17 protein-coding genes are annotated in these 16,787 nt (G+C 61.2%); 5 read left to right on the top strand and 12 right to left on the bottom strand.

What is annotated here, in order from left to right:
- Nucleotides 1–46 precede the first annotated feature (46 nt).
- Nucleotides 47–751 carry a YebC/PmpR family DNA-binding transcriptional regulator gene (locus JFU11_RS14320; protein ID WP_052967776.1) on the top strand — a complete coding sequence of 235 codons (705 nt, stop codon included), beginning with the start codon at nucleotides 47–49 and terminating at the stop codon, nucleotides 749–751.
- Between the two features lie 155 nt (nucleotides 752–906).
- Here JFU11_RS14320 and JFU11_RS14315 read toward each other — a convergent pair whose 3' ends face one another.
- The 8 genes from JFU11_RS14315 to JFU11_RS14280 all read right to left on the bottom strand — a co-directional run bounded on the left by JFU11_RS14315 (nucleotide 907) and on the right by JFU11_RS14280 (nucleotide 9,187).
- Nucleotides 907–2,211 (bottom strand): leucine-rich repeat-containing protein kinase family protein, encoded by a 1,305-nt coding sequence (locus tag JFU11_RS14315; RefSeq protein ID WP_201060956.1) that lies wholly within the window; start codon nucleotides 2,209–2,211, stop codon nucleotides 907–909.
- Nucleotides 2,212–2,459: 248 nt separating this feature from the next.
- Nucleotides 2,460–3,506, bottom strand: a complete 1,047-nt coding sequence (locus JFU11_RS14310) for an ABC transporter substrate-binding protein (RefSeq protein ID WP_201060954.1) — start codon at nucleotides 3,504–3,506, stop codon at nucleotides 2,460–2,462.
- A 17-nt stretch (nucleotides 3,507–3,523) separates the two neighbouring features.
- Complete coding sequence (locus JFU11_RS14305) at nucleotides 3,524–4,639, bottom strand: FAD-dependent oxidoreductase (protein WP_201060953.1); 1,116 nt, start codon at nucleotides 4,637–4,639, stop codon at nucleotides 3,524–3,526.
- Nucleotides 4,636–5,991: an FAD-dependent oxidoreductase gene (locus tag JFU11_RS14300; protein ID WP_201060952.1), complete on the bottom strand. Its 1,356-nt coding sequence runs from the start codon at nucleotides 5,989–5,991 to the stop codon at nucleotides 4,636–4,638. Before JFU11_RS14300 ends, JFU11_RS14305 begins: the two co-directional genes overlap by 4 nt.
- 196 nt (nucleotides 5,992–6,187) lie before the next feature.
- On the bottom strand, nucleotides 6,188–6,478 hold the full coding sequence (locus JFU11_RS14295) for a (2Fe-2S)-binding protein (protein WP_095053128.1): 291 nt from the start codon (nucleotides 6,476–6,478) through the stop codon (nucleotides 6,188–6,190).
- Nucleotides 6,479–6,485: 7 nt separating this feature from the next.
- Nucleotides 6,486–7,280: an ABC transporter permease gene (locus JFU11_RS14290; protein ID WP_123720340.1), complete on the bottom strand. Its 795-nt coding sequence runs from the start codon at nucleotides 7,278–7,280 to the stop codon at nucleotides 6,486–6,488.
- Between the two features lie 6 nt (nucleotides 7,281–7,286).
- Complete coding sequence (locus JFU11_RS14285; protein ID WP_201060951.1) at nucleotides 7,287–8,165, bottom strand: ABC transporter permease; 879 nt, start codon at nucleotides 8,163–8,165, stop codon at nucleotides 7,287–7,289.
- On the bottom strand, nucleotides 8,162–9,187 hold the full coding sequence (locus tag JFU11_RS14280) for an ABC transporter ATP-binding protein (protein WP_201060950.1): 1,026 nt from the start codon (nucleotides 9,185–9,187) through the stop codon (nucleotides 8,162–8,164). The genes JFU11_RS14285 and JFU11_RS14280 overlap by 4 nt, the downstream gene beginning before the upstream one ends.
- A 244-nt stretch (nucleotides 9,188–9,431) precedes the next feature.
- Between JFU11_RS14280 and JFU11_RS14275 the strand changes: the two genes are divergently transcribed.
- Nucleotides 9,432–10,268, top strand: coding sequence for an IclR family transcriptional regulator (locus tag JFU11_RS14275; protein ID WP_052967763.1), 837 nt, complete (start codon nucleotides 9,432–9,434; stop codon nucleotides 10,266–10,268).
- Nucleotides 10,269–10,313: 45 nt separating this feature from the next.
- On the opposite strand, the gene JFU11_RS14270 is transcribed toward JFU11_RS14275, so the two are convergent.
- Both JFU11_RS14270 and JFU11_RS14265 read right to left on the bottom strand, forming a co-directional pair.
- Nucleotides 10,314–11,066, bottom strand: a complete 753-nt coding sequence (locus JFU11_RS14270; RefSeq protein ID WP_201060949.1) for an anti-sigma factor — start codon at nucleotides 11,064–11,066, stop codon at nucleotides 10,314–10,316.
- Nucleotides 11,063–11,569 carry a sigma-70 family RNA polymerase sigma factor gene (locus JFU11_RS14265; protein ID WP_048396953.1) on the bottom strand — a complete coding sequence of 169 codons (507 nt, stop codon included), beginning with the start codon at nucleotides 11,567–11,569 and terminating at the stop codon, nucleotides 11,063–11,065. The genes JFU11_RS14270 and JFU11_RS14265 overlap by 4 nt, the downstream gene beginning before the upstream one ends.
- 164 nt (nucleotides 11,570–11,733) lie before the next feature.
- On the opposite strand from JFU11_RS14265, the gene JFU11_RS14260 reads away from it, so the two are divergent.
- Together JFU11_RS14260 and JFU11_RS14255 are read left to right on the top strand one after the other, a co-directional pair.
- Complete coding sequence (locus JFU11_RS14260) at nucleotides 11,734–12,828, top strand: catalase family peroxidase (protein ID WP_201060947.1); 1,095 nt, start codon at nucleotides 11,734–11,736, stop codon at nucleotides 12,826–12,828.
- Nucleotides 12,825–13,370 carry a cytochrome b gene (locus JFU11_RS14255; protein WP_123720335.1) on the top strand — a complete coding sequence of 182 codons (546 nt, stop codon included), beginning with the start codon at nucleotides 12,825–12,827 and terminating at the stop codon, nucleotides 13,368–13,370. Before JFU11_RS14260 ends, JFU11_RS14255 begins: the two co-directional genes overlap by 4 nt.
- A 132-nt stretch (nucleotides 13,371–13,502) precedes the next feature.
- Here the strand turns inward: JFU11_RS14255 and JFU11_RS14250 are convergent, their stop codons facing one another.
- Nucleotides 13,503–14,702, bottom strand: a complete 1,200-nt coding sequence (locus JFU11_RS14250; protein WP_201060946.1) for an MFS transporter — start codon at nucleotides 14,700–14,702, stop codon at nucleotides 13,503–13,505.
- 97 nt (nucleotides 14,703–14,799) lie between these two features.
- Here JFU11_RS14250 and JFU11_RS14245 point away from each other — a divergent pair, with 97 nt between their 5' ends.
- On the top strand, nucleotides 14,800–15,246 hold the full coding sequence (locus tag JFU11_RS14245) for a helix-turn-helix domain-containing protein (RefSeq protein ID WP_123720445.1): 447 nt from the start codon (nucleotides 14,800–14,802) through the stop codon (nucleotides 15,244–15,246).
- Nucleotides 15,247–15,333: 87 nt separating this feature from the next.
- Here JFU11_RS14245 and JFU11_RS14240 read toward each other — a convergent pair whose 3' ends face one another.
- The gene (locus tag JFU11_RS14240; protein ID WP_123720333.1) at nucleotides 15,334–16,485 is read right to left on the bottom strand and encodes a M14-type cytosolic carboxypeptidase; all 1,152 of its coding nucleotides are present in this window, start codon (nucleotides 16,483–16,485) and stop codon (nucleotides 15,334–15,336) included.
- Between the last annotated feature and the right edge of the window lie 302 nt (nucleotides 16,486–16,787).

Here is a 16,787-nt window from a genome sequence, read left to right as displayed (position 1 = left end):
CGTCGGCCAATAGATGTCTCGGCGCCACAGATCAAGAGAGTGAGTAATGGGCGCACAGTGGAAGGTTAAACACAAAGAAGCGGCATCCAACGCCAAGGGCAAGATCTTCGGCAAACTGGTGAAAGAAATCACCATCGCTGCCCGCAACGGTGCCGATACTGCCACCAACGCACACTTGCGTCTGGTGGTCGAGCAGGCCAAGAAAGCCTCGATGCCCAAGGAAACCCTGGATCGCGCGATCAAGAAAGGCGCGGGCCTGTTGGGTGAAACCGTGCAATACCATCGCGTGACGTATGAAGGGTTCGCACCGCATCAGGTGCCGCTGATCGTTGAATGCGTGACTGACAACATCAACCGTACCGTCGCTGAAATCCGCGTCGCGTTCCGTAAGGGCCAGTTGGGCGCTTCCGGTTCGGTGGCCTGGGACTTCAACCACGTCGGCATGATCGAGGCGTCCCCGGACAGCCCTGACGCCGATCCGGAAATGGCTGCGATCGAAGCCGGTGCCCAGGATTTCGAACCGGGTGAAGACGGCGCGACGCTGTTCCTGACCGAACCTGCGGACCTGGATGCGGTACAGAAAGCGCTGCCGGAGCAGGGTTTCACCGTGTTGTCGGCCAAGTTGGGTTACCAGCCGAAAAACCCGGTCAGTGGTTTGAGCGATGAGCAGATGGCAGAAGTCGAAGCATTCCTCGAAGGCCTCGATAACCATGATGACGTGCAGGACATGTTTGTCGGGTTGGCGGGTTAAGCGGTTCCGACAGTTTGTGATCTGATTTGTGGCGAGGGAGCTTGCCTGTGGCGAGGGGGCTTGCCCCCGTTCGGTTGCGCAGCAGCCGTCGCTTTTGGGGTCGCTTCGCAACCCAACGGGAGCAAGCTCCCTCGCCACAGGTTTTATATTTGCCGCTAGTTGAACGCAGCCAACTCCCGCACAACCTCGCTGAACCCCGGCCGCGCCAGCACATCCGGCTGACAGCAGCGCTGCTGCAATGCCTCTAACGACTCACGACCTTCATCGCTCAACCCCGAGTCGATCCGCTCCAGCAATTCCCCCAGCAGCACCCCGAACGCCCGCACCTCGATCCGCTGCAGTGCGCGGCTTTCAAGGCTGTCCGAAGTGGCATGGAAAGACGCCGCCCCAAAGTCCCCCAACAAACAATCACCGTGCTCGTTCCACATGATGTTGTGACCATAGAGGTCGCCGTGGGTGATGCCTTGGCGGTGCAAATGTTCAGCCACTGAAGCAATGCCACTGGCGATGCGCAGCGCCACGCTAGCGCTGAACCGGGTGTCATCGGCGTAGACGTCGCGGGTGCAGGACGCCAGACTCGGCAGCCCGGCCAGGTTGCGGTAGCTCGGATCGATCAGTTGCATCACCAACCCGGCCTGCGCTTGCGGATGGTCGACGATCCGCCCTTCGACCCGGATCAGGTTGGGGTGGATGCCGGCGGTGATGCAGGCGTTCATTTCGTGCAACGGCGAGCCATCGCTGGTCATTTCGCCTTTGTAGAGTTTCACCGCGACCTGTTTCGTCTGCTCCCACAACGCCTGATGAATAACCCCCGACGCGCCTTCGCCGAGTTTTTTCTCCAGGTTCAGTTGGGACCAGGGAATGCTCGTCGTGGCTTCGAGGGCGGCGGCATCGGCTTCGGTTTCCAGCGGGTTACCGGCGTACGCCAGCCAGGTCAGGCTCGGCAGGGTCAGCAGCCATTCGGGAAGCTCGGTGAGCTGATTGGCGGCGATGCGGATCAGTTCGAGTTGATGGCAACGGCTCAGGCTTTCGGGGAGACGCTGTAACTGGTTGCCGGCGAGCATGAGCTTTTGCAGCTGCGCGCATTCACCCAGTTCGGTCGGCAGATCCGTGAGGCGGTTGTCGGTCAGGATCAGCCAGCGCAACAGCGGCGGCAGGGCGGCGCCCGGCACGTTTTCGATGGCGTTGGCCTTGAAGCCGATCATCGTCAGCGCGGTGCACTGGCCAAGGCAAGCGGGCAGTTCGGTGAACTGGTTGTCCGAGCAGAACAGCACGCGCAAACGGGTCAGGCGGTGCAGGTCGTCCGGCAGGCTGCGCAAGGCGTTGCCGCTGAGGTTGAGCACTTCGAGCGAGTCCGCCAGGTCGAAGATTTCCCGGGGGAACTCGGTCAGGCCGCAGGACAGATCCAGACGGGTGATGCCCGACAGTTGGCCGGCGCGCAGTTGGGCGAGGGTATCCATGGGCAGGTTCGCTATTGATCAGGGGGAGGGCGTGGGGGCCTGGAAATGGGCGACATGATAGCGGGAAAGTCGGGCTTGCCCTAAAGGCCTGTAAGTCAAGACGCAGAACCTGTGGGAGCGTGGCTTGCCCGCGAAGAATGCACCGCGGTTTTTCAGGTATTACGCGTCATCGTTCTTCGCGGGCAAGCCACGCTCCCACAGGATTATCGTCGCTCAAATTTCTAGCTGCGATCTTTTGATCTTCGAGGTTAGCGCTCGATACTGCGATTCCACCGGGCATTCCACGCCGGGCGCTGTTCGTTGACCTGATCCCAGTCGATGGCGATCGCGGTCGTCAGATACTGCTTCATTGCCTCGACCTGGCCGCGGGTCTTGTCGGTGGTTGGCGTATTCGGGTTGGATGGAATCTGATCCCCATCTTCAAGCGCAGCGGCTTGCGCTTCGGGCGTCAGCAGGAAAGCTGCGAGCTTCTGCGCCAGTTCCGGTTGGGTGTTGTTGGCGATGGCGCATTCGGCGACGTTGAGCACCACGGCGCCTTCCTTCGGCTGCGCATATTCCACTGGCATGCCCTTGAGTTTCAGCGCGGTGACCTGGGTCGGCGTCAGCGGGAACAGCGCCGCTTCGTCAGTCTGGAGCATTTCGGAAATCTTCGCGGAGCTCGGAATGTACTCCAGCACGTTGCGCCCGACGGTGTTCGGCCAGGCCTTGAACCCCGGTTCGACGTCGGTTTCGCTGCCGCCCTGAATCCGGTTGAACATCAGGAAACCGTGCAGACCGAAGGTCGACGAGGCCATCGACTGGAACACCAGTTTGTCCTTGAAGCGCGGGTCGGCCATGTCCATCCATGAGGTCGGCGCGTTCCAGCCTTTTTCCTTGAACAGCCGCGTGTTGTACGCCAGCCCCGTGACGCCGAGGCTGACCGCCACGGCTTGATCCTTGATGCGGCCCTTGGCCGGAATCTGCGCCAGGGGCGGGCTGTCTTCGAGTTTTTCGCACAAACCCATGGCGATGGCGCGGTACATGATGCCGTCGTCGAGGAACATCACGTGCATCTGCGGGTTGCCTTTGCTGGCCTGGACCTTGGCCAGAATATCGGCGGAGGTTCCCGGCACGATCACCACTTTGACGTTATTGGCTTTTTCGAAAGCCGGCAGCACCTTGTCGGCGTAGAGCCGCTCCATGGTTCCGCCGTTCATGCCCAGGTAAAGCGTCGGTTCGGCCTGGGCCTGGCTGACCGTGAGCATGGCGCCCAAGCTAGAGAAACCGAGCAGTGCACTGCGTTTGAAATTATTCATGGCGCGACCTTCCTCTATCAAGCAACGGAGATGGAGTGAAACCGGGTGATGGAAAACGCATGCAGCGACGTCTTTGACGCGCCGCTACAGATGATCTCGGTGAGCGCCTGGCCCACCGCAGGCCCGATCTGAAAGCCCGCGCCGGCAAAGCCGAACGCGTGCAACAGACCGGGTTGAGTGCTGCTGTGCCCGATCACCGGTTGGCGATCGGGCAGATAACCTTCGGTGCCGCTCCAGGTGCGAATCGCCTGGGCACGTTCAAGAAACGGGTAGAGTTCGACGGCCTGGCGCAGGATCTCGATGACGGCGTTCTGACCAGGCCGGGCGCGGGCGTTATCGAGGGCAAAGCCCTGGCCGCCGCCCAACACACAATTGCCGCGAGCAACCTGACGGGCATAGATGCCGCCGCCCTCGACGCCGGTGCTGGCGTTCATCACCAGCGGCAACGGTTCGGTGACCAGCATTGCCGGGTGACCGGCGTGCATTGGCACCGCTTCGCCGAATTGCGCGGCGAGCTTTCCGGCCCAGGCGCCAGCGCAATTCAGCAGCCAGGGGGCGTGCAGCTCGAGGCCGGATTGAGTGCTGACGTGAAAGCGCTGACCGTCATGCACCACCGCCGTCACTGCGCATTGTTCATGGATCTGCGCACCGTGCCGACGCGCCGCCTGCGCGAAGGCCGGGGACACCAGGCGCGGGTTGGCGTGGCCATCGTCCGGGCACAACGAGGCACCGACCGCGACCTCTCCGACCCACGGAAAACGTGCGCGCAGCTCATTGCGGTCGAGTACCTGCAAATAGAGGCCGAACCCCTGGCTGCTGGCGGCGTAATCCTGCAAGGCGTGCAGGTCGTTGAGGCTGCGGGCGAGTTTCAGGTGACCGCTGCGCTGGTACTCGCCGTCGATTCCGATGAGCTGCGGCAGTTGGCCCCAGATCTCGTGAGCCCGTTGCGACAGCGGTAATTGCGACAGAGGCCGGCCCTGACGCCGCACGCCGCCGTAGTTCACGCCGCTGGAGTGCGAACCGCAAAAGTCCCGCTCCAGTAATGCAACGCGCCGGCCGGCCTTGCTCAGAAACAGAGCGGCGGAAGCCCCGACAATGCCACCGCCAATGATGATTGCATCGACCTCGATCATGGCTCGACCTCCAGACCGAACGGCAAGGGTTTGATCGGCGCCTGAGCCCGTAACCGGCCGATGTCGGACAGGTTGAGCTGGCTTTCGCAGGCAATGATTTCCGCTGCGGCGGCGCCGCACATCCGTCCCTGGCAGCGACCCATGCCGACCCGGCAATGGGCCTTGACCCGGTTGATCTCCCAATGGCCTTCGCGCACCACTTGGCGGATGTCGCCGGCGCGCACTTCTTCGCAGCGGCAGATCATCAGGTCATCCACAGCGTTGGTGGCCCAGCCTTCGGGAAAGATAAAGGCGCGCTCCAAGCCTTGGCGGAATCTGCCGATAGTGTTCAGCGACTGTTCCAGCTGAATGGCTCGCTGTGGCGGGATCAGGTAACCGATGTCTTCGAGCAGCGCCAGGGCTGCCCGTTCGCCGGCCATTTCCGCCGCATCGGCGCCCATGATGCCGGCGCCGTCACCGGCCAGGTACACCTCGGCGACACTACTGCGACCGGCGCTGTCGCGCTGCGGCAGCCAGGCGCGGTTGAGCGGATTCCAGGTGAATTCGCAGCCCAGCAGGTCGGCGAGTTGGGTTTCGCTGCGCAGGCCATGGGCGAAGGCTATGGCGTCGCAGTCGATTCGATGTTCGCTTGCTGCGTTATGCCAGTTCAGCGATTGCACGCGCTGTTCGCCATCGATGCGTTTCAAGGTGGCGCCCTGGTGCACCGGGATTCCGTGGGCGGTTAGCCAGGTGCGGTAATAGACGCCTTTGGCGAGAGTGGCCGGTTGTGACAGCAGGCCGGGCAGGGCACGGGCCTGAGCGCTGAAGGGCGAGCTGTCGAGCACGGCGATCACGTTGGCGCCGGCTTTGGCGTATTGGTACGCCACCAGATACAGCAACGGTCCGCTGCCGGCGAACACCACGCGTTCACCAATGGCACAGCCTTGAAACTTCAAGGCAATCTGCGCCGCGCCGAGGCTGTATGCCCCCGGCAGCGTCCAGCCTGGTACGGGCAGAATCCGGTCGGTGGCGCCCGTGGCGACGATCACCCGGGAGAACTCCAGCCGTGCGGCGCGGCCCTCATGCAAGGTGTCGAGCGCCCCAGATTCGGCGTTCCACACCAGCGTGTCGGGACGGTAATCGAGTTGCTCGCGCAGTGCGTCGATTGTCTGATGCAGTGCCTTGGCCTTGCGTGCTTCGAAGCCATACAGCTTGACCGCCGAACGCTTGAAATTCGCCGGTGGACGTCGATAAATCTGCCCGCCACCGCGCGCGGCTTCATCTAGCAGAACAGGGTGCACGCCATGGGCAACGAGGGTTTGCGCCGCCCGGATTCCGGCGGGGCCTGCGCCGATGATGACTACAGACTTCATACCCACCCCATATGTGATCGACGCCCCAATCCTGTGGGAGCGGGCTTGCCCGCGATGACGGCGGCACATTCAACATCGGTGGTGGCTGACAGTCCGCTATCGCGGGCAAGCCCGCTCCCACAGTTGGTTGAGGTATGCCGCATTATTTTTGGCTGGCTCCCACAGGGGATTGGGTTTCTGCAGGGAGAATTCGTGTTCATACCGATCGCCCCGGTTCGCGGCTGATGTGCTGTCCGGCTTCAAGCAGCGTTGAGCAGGCGCGCACCCGGCGGCCGTCGCCCAGGCGTACCCAGCAGTCCTGGCAGGCGCCCATCAGGCAGAAACCGGCGCGGGGTTCGGCGCTGAAATCGCTGCCGCGCAGGTGCTCGCTGCAGGTCAGTACGGCGGTCAGCAAGGTGTCGCCGAGCAAGCCACTGGCAGGCTTGCCGTCGAGGGTAAAGTCCAGGGCCGGGCGGTCGCCTTCGGCCAGTCGTTTCAGCAGAGCCATGGCGCCCTCATTGTTTACCCACCAGAACCCGATCCAGGCCGTAGACCCGATCGAGCAGAATCATCGTCAGCGCGGTCAGCGCAATCACCAGGGCCGACACCGCCGCCATCATTGGATCGATGGATTCGGTGGCGTACACGTACATGCGCACCGGCAGCGTTTGCGTGGCCGGCGAGGTGACGAAGATCGACAACGTGACCTCATCGAAACTGTTGATGAACGCCAACAGCCAGCCACCGGCGACCCCCGGCAAAATCATCGGCAAGGTGATTTGCCGGAACAGCGTGAAACGTCCGGCGCCCAGGGATTGCGCGGCGTGTTCGGCGCTGCGGTCCAGACCGATGGCCGAGGCCAACACCAGGCGCAACACATACGGCGTGATTACCAGCACATGGGCGAAGATCAGCCAGGCGAAGCTGCCGTTTACGCCCATCAGCGCAAACAGCCGCAGCAACGCCACCCCCAGCACCAGGTGCGGAATGATGATCGGTGACAGGAACAGACCGTTGAAAAAGTCTCGTCCGGGGAACTCGAATCGAGTGATTGCCAGGGCTGCCGGCACCGCGATCAGCGTCGCCAGCGTGGCGGCGCAGAACGCCAGGATCAGGCTGTTGTAGAAGGCATCGACAAAGTCCGCGCGCTCGAACACTGCGCGAAACCAGCGCAGGGAAAAATCCGTGGTCGGCAGGCTCAGGGTGTTTTCCGGGGTGAAGGCGACGAGGCACACCACCACCAGCGGCGCGAGCATGAACAGCACCACCAGGGTATGAAACAGCAGGGCGAAAGGACCGTTTCTGGACATGACGAATTATCCCAATGACTTCTTGTAGCGGCCTTCGATCATCCGGTTCCACGACAGCATGATCAGCAGGTTGAGCAACAGCAGCGCGACGGCAATCGCAGCGCCCATCGGCCAGTTGAGCTCCGACAGGTACTGGTCGTAGATCAGCGTGGCGACCATCTTTATCCGGCGTCCGCCGAGCAGTCCGGGGATGGCAAATGAACTGGCCGCGAGGCCGAACACGATCAAGGTGCCGGAGAGCACGCCGGGCATGATTTGCGGCAGCACCACTTTGCGCATCACCGTGAGGTGGCTGGCGCCCAGCGACAACGCGGCTTGTTCGGCGGCCGGGTCGAGTTTTTGCAGCGAGGTCCAGACCGGAATGATCATGAACGGCAGCATCACGTGGACTAGTGCGATCACCACCGCGAACGGCGTGTAGAGCAGCTTCATTGGCGAACCACCGAAGGCTTGCAGCGTCTGGTTGACCAGACCGTCGGCGCCGAGCAACAGGCTCCAGCCGAAGGCACGCACCACCACCGAAATCAGCAACGGCGTGAGGATCAGAATCAGGAAAATCGAGCGCCACGGCGCGCCCATGCGGCTGAGGATGTAGGCTTCGGGCACGCCGATCACCACGCAGAGCAGGGTGGTCAGGGCGCTGATCCAGAACGTCCTCAGAAAGATCTCGTAGAAGTACGGATCGCCCAGCAAGCTGCTGTAGTGATCGAGGGTGTAGGCGTCGCTGTTGATCCCCGAGCTGTAGTCGAAGACGTTGAACGACAGCACCAGCGTCAGCAGCAACGGGATCACCAGCAGACCGAAGTACAACGCCAGGGCCGGTGCGGATAACCAATAGCCCTGATGTCCCTGACGTCTCTGGCGGATGACGGTAAGCGTACTCATGCCGACACCTCGTCGACACTCAGCACCCGCAGCAATGTTGCATCCCAATCGAGGCCGACCGCCGTGCCTTCGATCAAGGGGGCGGAACCGTCGTTGCGGCGCACCACGCTGAGTTCGCCCAACGATGTCGATACGCCGTACAGCCATTGGCTGCCCAGGAAAAAGCGGCTGACGATCTTGCCTGGCAGACGGCCCTGACCTTTATCCAGCAAGTCGATTTTTTCCGGGCGCAGGCTCAGGGTCAGTTCGCCGTCGCCACGATTGCAGACCTGCACAACGCCAGCGCTGTTCCGTTCGCCGGGCAGCAGATTGGCCTTGCCGACGAAGCCGGAAATGAACTCGGTGCGCGGGTGTTCGTAGAGGGTGTAGGGCGCGTCGATCTGAGTGATGCGCCCGGCCTGCATCACCACCACCCGGTCGCTGATCGACAGCGCTTCGGATTGGTCATGGGTGACCATCAGCGTGGTGATGCCGACTTCGCGCTGGATACGACGGATTTCGAACTGCATCTCTTCGCGCAAATTGGCGTCGAGGTTGGACAGCGGTTCGTCGAGCAGCAGCACCGGCGGTTCGATCACCAACGCCCGGGCCAGCGCGACACGTTGGCGCTGGCCGCCGGAAAGCTCCCGTGGGTAGCGCTCGGCGTGTTGGTTCAGACGTACCAGTTTCAGCACCCGATCCACCCGTTGCTGCAACTCGCCGTTGGGCACTTTGCGCATGCGCAGACCGAAGGCGACGTTGTCTTGCACGGTCATGTGCGGGAACAGCGCGTAACTCTGGAACACCACGCCCAGACCGCGACTGGCGGGTTTGGCGTGGGTGATGTCGCGACCGTCCAGGACAATGCGCCCGCTGCTGACTTCGACGAAGCCGGCGATCATTTGCAGGGTGGTGGTTTTGCCGCAGCCGGAGGGGCCGAGCAAGGAAACGAACTCGCCTTTTTCCACCGACAGATTGGTGGCGACGACCGCGTCGATCTCACCATAACGTTTGCCGAGGTTTTCAAGTTGCACGAAGGCCATGACTGCGCTCCACCTGAGATTGTTATGCGTCGCCAAAGGCGCGCTTTTTTGTATGGGCAGATACGAAAAGGATGTTGCCGGGGTGCGTTGGCGCTCGACTTCTGTCGGCTGCCGCTGTTGTTCGAATCGCCCCTGATGGACGCAGAGTAGGACGAAGAATAGGATGGGCTCAATGGCCTATTTCACTGAAGCGATGACTATTTTCAGTTTCATTCAGTGAGTAAATTTATTGTCGAGAAATCACATGCCTGATTCCATTGAACGGAATGAAAACAAAAATGAAGTCGGCGTCGGTGCCGTCTCAAGACTATTTGCGGTGCTGCGCAGTCTGGGTGACACCGTCGAAGGCGGAGAACGCGTGACGCAACTGGCGCAGCGCATTGGTTTGTCGCAACCAACCACCCACCGCTTGCTGCGCAGCCTGATGGACGAGGGCATGGTCGAGCAGGACGCGCGCAGCAAACGCTATCGCCTGAGCCTGGAGTTTTTTGCCTTGGCGGCCCGTGCCGGCAACACCGGCAACTTGCGCGAACTGGCGCGGCCGGCGTTGCTGCGGCTGTCGGCATCGTTGGGGGATTCGTTGTTTTTACTGGCGCGTAGTGGCTTCGATGCGATCTGTCTGGACCGCAGTGAAGGGCCTTTTCCGATCCGCACGTTTACCGGTGACATCGGCGGGCGGGTGGCGCTGGGTGTGGGGCAGGGCAGCCTGGCGATTCTGGCGTTTCTGCCGGAAGAGGAGCGCGACACGGTGATTCATTACAACTTGCCGCGGCTCAAGGATTTTCATCTGTACGATGAAGTGTTCCTGCGCTCGGAAGTCGAGAGTGTGCGCACCCTCGGTTACGCCGGGCGCAATACCGGCGTATTGCAAGGCATGGCCGGGGTGGCCGTGCCGATCCTCGACCGCGAAGGTCGGGCGGTGGCGGCGCTGAGTGTGGCCACGGTCAGCGATCGCCTGGGGCCGGATCGCTTGCCGACGGTGGTGGAAATGCTCAAGCGTGAAGCCGCGCTGATCGGGCCGCGGATCAATCCGTTCGATCCGCTGTTGCGAAGGCCTTCGCAAGTCTTCGGGCAGGGGTGACTGCAATCTCCAAATAATCGCTCCCACAGAGATTGGTGGTGATGATCAGAACTGCGCAGTTTGTTTGAGCATCTGCGCCGCCGGCGTATCACTCGGGCTGACCATCGCGTAGTTGTAGCCGGCCCCCGACCAGTACTCGGCCTGCAACTCACCGTCGCTGCGACTACCGCGAGGCAGCAGGGTGTTTTTCGGCCCGGGTGGACGGACGTAGAAGCTGACTTTATGGCCGCTCTGATCCTCGTATACCACCATTGCCGCCGGCCCTTGTTCGGTGCTGAGCAGCCGCCCGCTGATGGGTTTGTATCCGGCAGCGGTCAGGTTCGGCAGACGATGGGCCTGGCTGAAATACCGATCGAGCCAGCCCTGCATATCGCCGTCATCGCTGACTTTGTAATCCGCCGGCAGGATGCCTTGCTGGGCAATCAGCCGGTAGGCCTGCATCGCGTCGGTCATCGGCAACGGGGCGCGGACCAGGGTCATTTCCCGCGCCTGCCAACCGCTCAAACCGCCGACGCTGACCGCGATCAGCAATACCGCGGCGCTGGCCAGATGGCGGCGCGACTGGCGTTTGACTCGCTGGCGAATCATTGCCGGGTCAAGTTGCGGGTTGGCCGGTTGCTGCAAGGCGCCGCTCAGGGCCGCGCGCAATTGTTGGGCATCGTGTTGCCAGGCGCGTACTTGCGCGGCCACTTCGGTGTTGTTGGCCAGATAAGTTTCCACCAAATGTCGATCGGCATCGTTGAGTTGGTGATCGACGTAGGCGTGCAGGTCACGTTCGCTGGGAGGCATGCTGATCATTTGAGTCTCCGCAGAGAGGGGTGGGTGATTTCGCCGTCGCTGAGCTGGCGCAAGGCCTGGCGTGCACGGGACAGGCGCGACATCACTGTGCCGATGGGGACGTCGAGAATCTCGGCGACCTCCTTATAACTCAAGCCTTCCACCGACACCCAGAGCAGCAGCGCGCGCTGTTCGGTGCTGAGCTGATCGAAGGCTTGCAGGGTCGATTGGGCGATCACCGTGCGTTCTGCCGAAGGCTGCGCATCATCACGGCCGGTAAAGAATTCGAGCATCCGCGCATAACGCCGGGAGCGGCGATGAGCGTCGAGAAACTGCCGATAAAGGATCGAAAACAGCCAGGCACGCAAGTCGCCCTCGGGACGTTTGTCGCCCCAACTCGACAGCGCGCGCTCAAGGCAGGCCTGCACCAGATCATCGGCGCTGCTGGGGTTGCGCGTCAGCGATACGGCGAAACGCCGCAGCCTGGGAATGACTTCCCTGAGTTGTTCGTCGATATCGTTCATGAAGTTCTGACCAGTCACTACGCTGTGGTGAGTGTTCAGGAAGACGCCCGGCATTCGAGGTTATTCCACGCCTGGAAAAATAAACACCGGGCGATGGAATAAACCCTGGCGCGGTTCGTCTGCCTGATTCTTCTCACTTGTGGCCGATGGCCCTGGAGTCATTCATGGTAGATCGCTCATCACCGCCAACGGGGCCTGGCCGGCCACCGCTGAGTGCCGCGAGCCTGACGTTGCGCCTGACCGGCATTGCCGTGGTGGTCGCCGCGCTGGCCGGGGCTTTTGCCTACGTCAACGGCACACTCGACCCACAGCGCCTGACGCCGAAAGACTTGGTCAATGTGCTGGAGAAAAACAACGGCGTGCACCCGGGATTCCGTCGTAATCACGCCAAAGGCGTTTGCGTGATCGGGCATTTCGAGAGCAGTAGCCAGGCGCGCGAGTACTCCAGCGCCCAAGTGTTCAGTGACGCGCGGACCCCGGTGGTCGGGCGTTTCGCGCTGCCTGCGGGCAATCCTTACGCGCCGGACAACAGCGTGCCGATCCGCAGCCTGGCGTTGCGTTTCACCCAGGCCAACGGTCAGCAGTGGCGCACCGGAATGAACAGCATGCCGGTGTTCCCGGTGGGCACGCCCGAGGCGTTCTATCAGTTGCAACAAGCGCAGTCACCGGATCCGGCTACCGGAAAACCGAACCCGGCGGCTGTGCCAGCGTTCTTTGCGGCGCACCCCGAAGCCGTGCCGTTTCTGACTTGGGTCAAGACCGCCAAACCGTCGGCCAGTTACGCGACGGAAACCTATAACAGCGTCAACGCGTTTTACCTGGTGAACGCGGTCGGTCAGCGGCAAGCGGTGCGTTGGAGCATGACGCCAGTGGCTCAGGACGCGGCAGGTGCAACGGCCCCCGAAGGTGGTGATTTCCTTGAGAAAGATCTGGTACAGCGCTTGTCCGCCGGACCGTTGCGTTGGCAGTTGAACATCACCCTGGCGAACCCCGGGGACTCGGTCAACGACGCGAGCAAGGCCTGGCCCGAGGGTAGAAAAGTGCTGAACGCCGGCACGCTGGTGCTCGAAAGTACTCAGCCGCAACTCAATGGCGAGTGCCGTGACATCAACTACGACCCGCTGGTGTTGCCCAGCGGTATCGAAGGCTCCGACGACCCGCTGCTTGCCGCTCGCTCAGCGGGTTACGCCCGTTCTTACCTGCGCCGCACCAGCGAAGTGAAGCAGTTGCCCAACGCCAAACAGGAGTCTCAACAATGAGTGCTCAACCGAACCATTTCGCACCTTTGGCGCGGCTGCTGCACTGGCTGATGGCGCTGATGATCATCTCGATGCTGTTTATCGGCGCGGGTATGGCAGCCTCGGTGTCCGAGCGCCATCAGTGGCTGATCCATCTGCACAAACCTTTGGGCGTTGCGATTCTGTTGCTGGTGATCGTGCGTCTGGCCGTGCGGTTTTCGACTCGCCAACCACCGCTGCCGGCGGACCTGCCGGGTTGGCAAGTGGTCGCGGCCAAGGCTTCGCATTTTTTGCTGTACGCCTTGATGCTGATTTTGCCGCTGCTGGGCTGGGCGATGATTTCCGCGGCTGGCGACCCGGTGATGCTCAGTAGTTCGTTGCAGTTGCCGTCGATCTTGCCGGCGAATGCCCAGGTGTTTGCGTTCCTGCGCAAGGCGCATGGGTATCTGGCGTATCTGCTGTTCCTGACCGTGCTGCTGCATTTGGCGGCGGCGTTGTTTCATGGCTGGGTGCGTCGGGATAATGTGCTGAACAGCATGCTGCGGGGTAAGGATCGCGGGTGATCCCAACAGCTGCAGCCAAATTCTGCGGATGTACACGGTCATGTAGGAGCTGCCGCAGGCTGCGATCTTTTTATCTTGGCGCCGTAAGACCGCGAAGATCAAAAGATCGCAGCCTGCGGCAGCTCCTACGCGTCAGTGTGAAGCTGCTTCCACAGATCGGTCCTTCGTGGCCAACGTCATCCACCAATAAATCAGCGCCACGGCATTGATCCCCGCACCCAGCCAACACACTCCAATCCATCCCGCCCAGGCGTACATCGCCGTCGAACCGATAGAACCCAAGGCGCTGCCGATCGAATAGAACAGCATGTAGCCAGCGGTGAGTCGGCTTTGCGCTTCGGGGCGCACGCTATAGATCATGCTCTGGCTGGTGACATGAACGGCTTGCAAACCCAGATCCAGCGTAATCACCCCGAGCAGCAGCGCCCATAGCGAGGATTGAGTGAGTGCGATGGGTAACCATGAGACAAGCATCAGCAGCAACGACAGTCCACTGGTCCATTGCCCCAGACCGCGATCGGCCAGATGCCCGGCGCGAGCGGCGGCCAGCGCACCGGCAGCACCGGCCAGGCCGAACAGCCCGATTTCGGTGTGGGAAAGTGAAAGCGGCGGGGCACTCAGCGGCAATACCAAGGGTGTCCACAGCACCATGGCGCTGGCGAAGGTCAGCAGGGCGAGCATGGCCCGTTGACGCAATACCGGTTCTTCCTTGAACAGCGTGAAGACCGAGCCGATCAACGCGGCGTAAGCGCTTTCCGGTCGCGCATCTTCGTGCTTGGGCAGCACACGAAACAACAGCAGCGCCATCAGCAGGGTCAACCCGGCGGACAACAGATAAATCGAACGCCAACCGGCCAGATCGGCCATGCCGCCCGCCACCGTTCGTGCCAACAGAATGCCGACGACAATGCCGCTGGTGATCACACCCACCACTCGTCCACGTTGCGCCGGGATGGCCAGGGTCGCGGCGTAGGCCACAAGGACTTGTGTCACGACCGCCAGTAATCCGGTCAGCGCCATGCCGAGCAGCAGCCAGATGCTGTTCGAGGCAAACGCGATCATCAACAAAGCCAGCGCCGACAGCAGGGTTTGCACAACAATCAGCCGTCGACGGTTGAGCAGATCCCCTAGCGGAACCAGCAACAACAGACCCACGCCATAACCGATCTGGGTAAGGGTGACGACGATGCCGATGGTTGCCGGGTCCATGGCGAAGGCCTCGGCCATGGCATCGAGCAGCGGTTGTGCGTAATACACATTGCCGACGGCCAGGCCGCAGGCAACAGCAAATAGCAGCACCACTGCGCCGCTTAACGGGTGGTCACGTTTCATCACAGGCTTCCTTGTGTGGTTTCAAAATAAAACCAGTTGTACGGTAGGGAGTCTGGTTTTATATTGCAACCACATTTGTTGCCGGCGGAACGCGGTCATGGTTAAACGTACAAGCATGGAAGGCGCCGAATGCCCGGTCGCCCGTTCACTGGACGCGATTGGTGATTGGTGGTCGTTATTGATCGTGCGCGATGCGTTCGATGGCCTGCGGCGATTCGGCGAGTTCCAGCGCAATCTGGGCATGGCCAAAAACATTCTCTCGGCACGCCTGCGCACCTTGGTGGCTCATGGGATTTTCGATCTGGTGCCAGCGTCGGACGGCAGCGCATATCAGGAATACGTGCTGACGGAGAAGGGCAAGGGCCTGTTCCCGTTGATCATCGGGTTACGGCAGTGGGGCGAGGCGTTTTTCTATGAGGCGGGGGAGGCGCATTCGCGGGTTGTCGATCGTGAGAATGGTCGACCGGTGCGGGCTCTGGAATTGCGTGCGGAGGATGGGCGCTTGTTGGGGCCGGAGGATTGTGTGCGGCTCCCGGCTGAGTAAAAAGATCGCAGCCTTCGGCAGCTCCTACGGATTTTTGTGAACATCTGTAGGAGCTGCCGAAGGCTGCGATCTTTTGATTTTAAATAATCAACGTAGAGCATCGACCATGTCGGCGATGGTCGCCAGCACATCCTTGCCCAACTGCTTCGAGCGTTTGCCGGACCAGCCGGTCAGCGGGTTCGGTGCGTCGTTGTGGTCTTTGAAGGGCATTTCCAGGGTCAGCGACAGGCAGTCGAACTTCTGACCGACGCTGTTGCAGGCCAGGGTCATGTTGGCTTTGCCCGGCTCGTCGCGGGTATAGCCGTGTTTGGTCTGGAAGTCTTTGGTCTGATGTTTCAGATGACTGCGGAAATGTTCTTCAAGTTTTTCGATCCGCGGCGTATAGCCCGGGTTGCCTTCGCAACCGGCGGTGAACACGTGGGGGATTTCTTCATCGCCATGGATGTCGAGGAACAGGTCGACGCCATACTTTTCCATCTGCTGCTGAACGAACAGCACTTCCGGGCTGATTTCCTGGCTGGCGTTCTGCCACGCGCGGTTCAGGTCCTGACCCATGGCGTTGGTGCGCAAATGACCGTGGAAGGCGCCATCCGGGTTCATGTTTGGCACCAGGTACAGGTCGGCGCTGGCCAGGAGTTTTTTCAGCACTGGGTCGTCGTGTTTTTCCAGGCGCTCGATCACGCCTTCCATGAACCATTCCGCCATGTGTTCGCCGGGGTGTTGCTGGGCGATGATCCAGACCTTGCGCTGACCTTCGGCACCCGTACCCTTGCGCAACAACTGGATGTCGCGACCTTCAACGCTCTTGCCGGTGGCCAGCAGTTCGGTGCCGGCCTTGGTCAGGGCCTGTTCGATCAGCCAGTCATGGCGGCCACGGCTGTAAGGTTCGAAGTAGGCGAACCAGGCATGGGTGGCAGTGGCTTCAAGGCTGAAACGCAGGCAGTCGCCTTCGAAGATGGTTGGCACCCGGAACCAGTTGACATGGTCATAGGACGCCACCGCCTGATAGCCATCCCAGGCTTTGTTGTACGAGGATTTGCTGGCGTTGTTCAGACGAAACCAATGATCTTGACCGACGTGCAGACCGCTGGCCTTGAAGTGGAACCACTGGAAGTGCTGGCTGCGGGTGTCTGGCTTGATCGCCAGCAGCGCTTGCAGCGGATTGCTGATGTCCAGCACTTCGATGTTGCCGCTGTCGAAGTTTGCGCTGATGTCGAAAGAAGATTTACCCACGGCCATAATCGGTTCCTGAATATGATTTTTATGGCTGCTACTTTACACGCAAGGGAAGGATAAACCGGGGGGAAATTGCGGGGTTGAAAAGGGGGGGCGTCCTCCTTGACGCCGATGCAGCTTAGTGACTGTGCAAGTGATTCTCAAGTGCTATTTTGCGTTAGTTTGGCCCAATGCTACCGGGCCTCTCTTGCCAACAGATATTCATTTGATATCATCCGCGCCAATCGAATTTTCAGCACCCACAGACTTCATTAGCCTGAAGCCAAAGCCAGAATAACTGGCAAAAAAAAGACCCGGCAAAAAGC

Source organism: Pseudomonas sp. TH37, assembly GCF_016650735.1.
Classification (GTDB): Bacteria; Pseudomonadota; Gammaproteobacteria; order Pseudomonadales; family Pseudomonadaceae; genus Aquipseudomonas; species Aquipseudomonas farris.
Note: the sequence above shows the minus strand (reverse complement) of the source record. Positions and strands in the feature narration are given on the sequence as shown.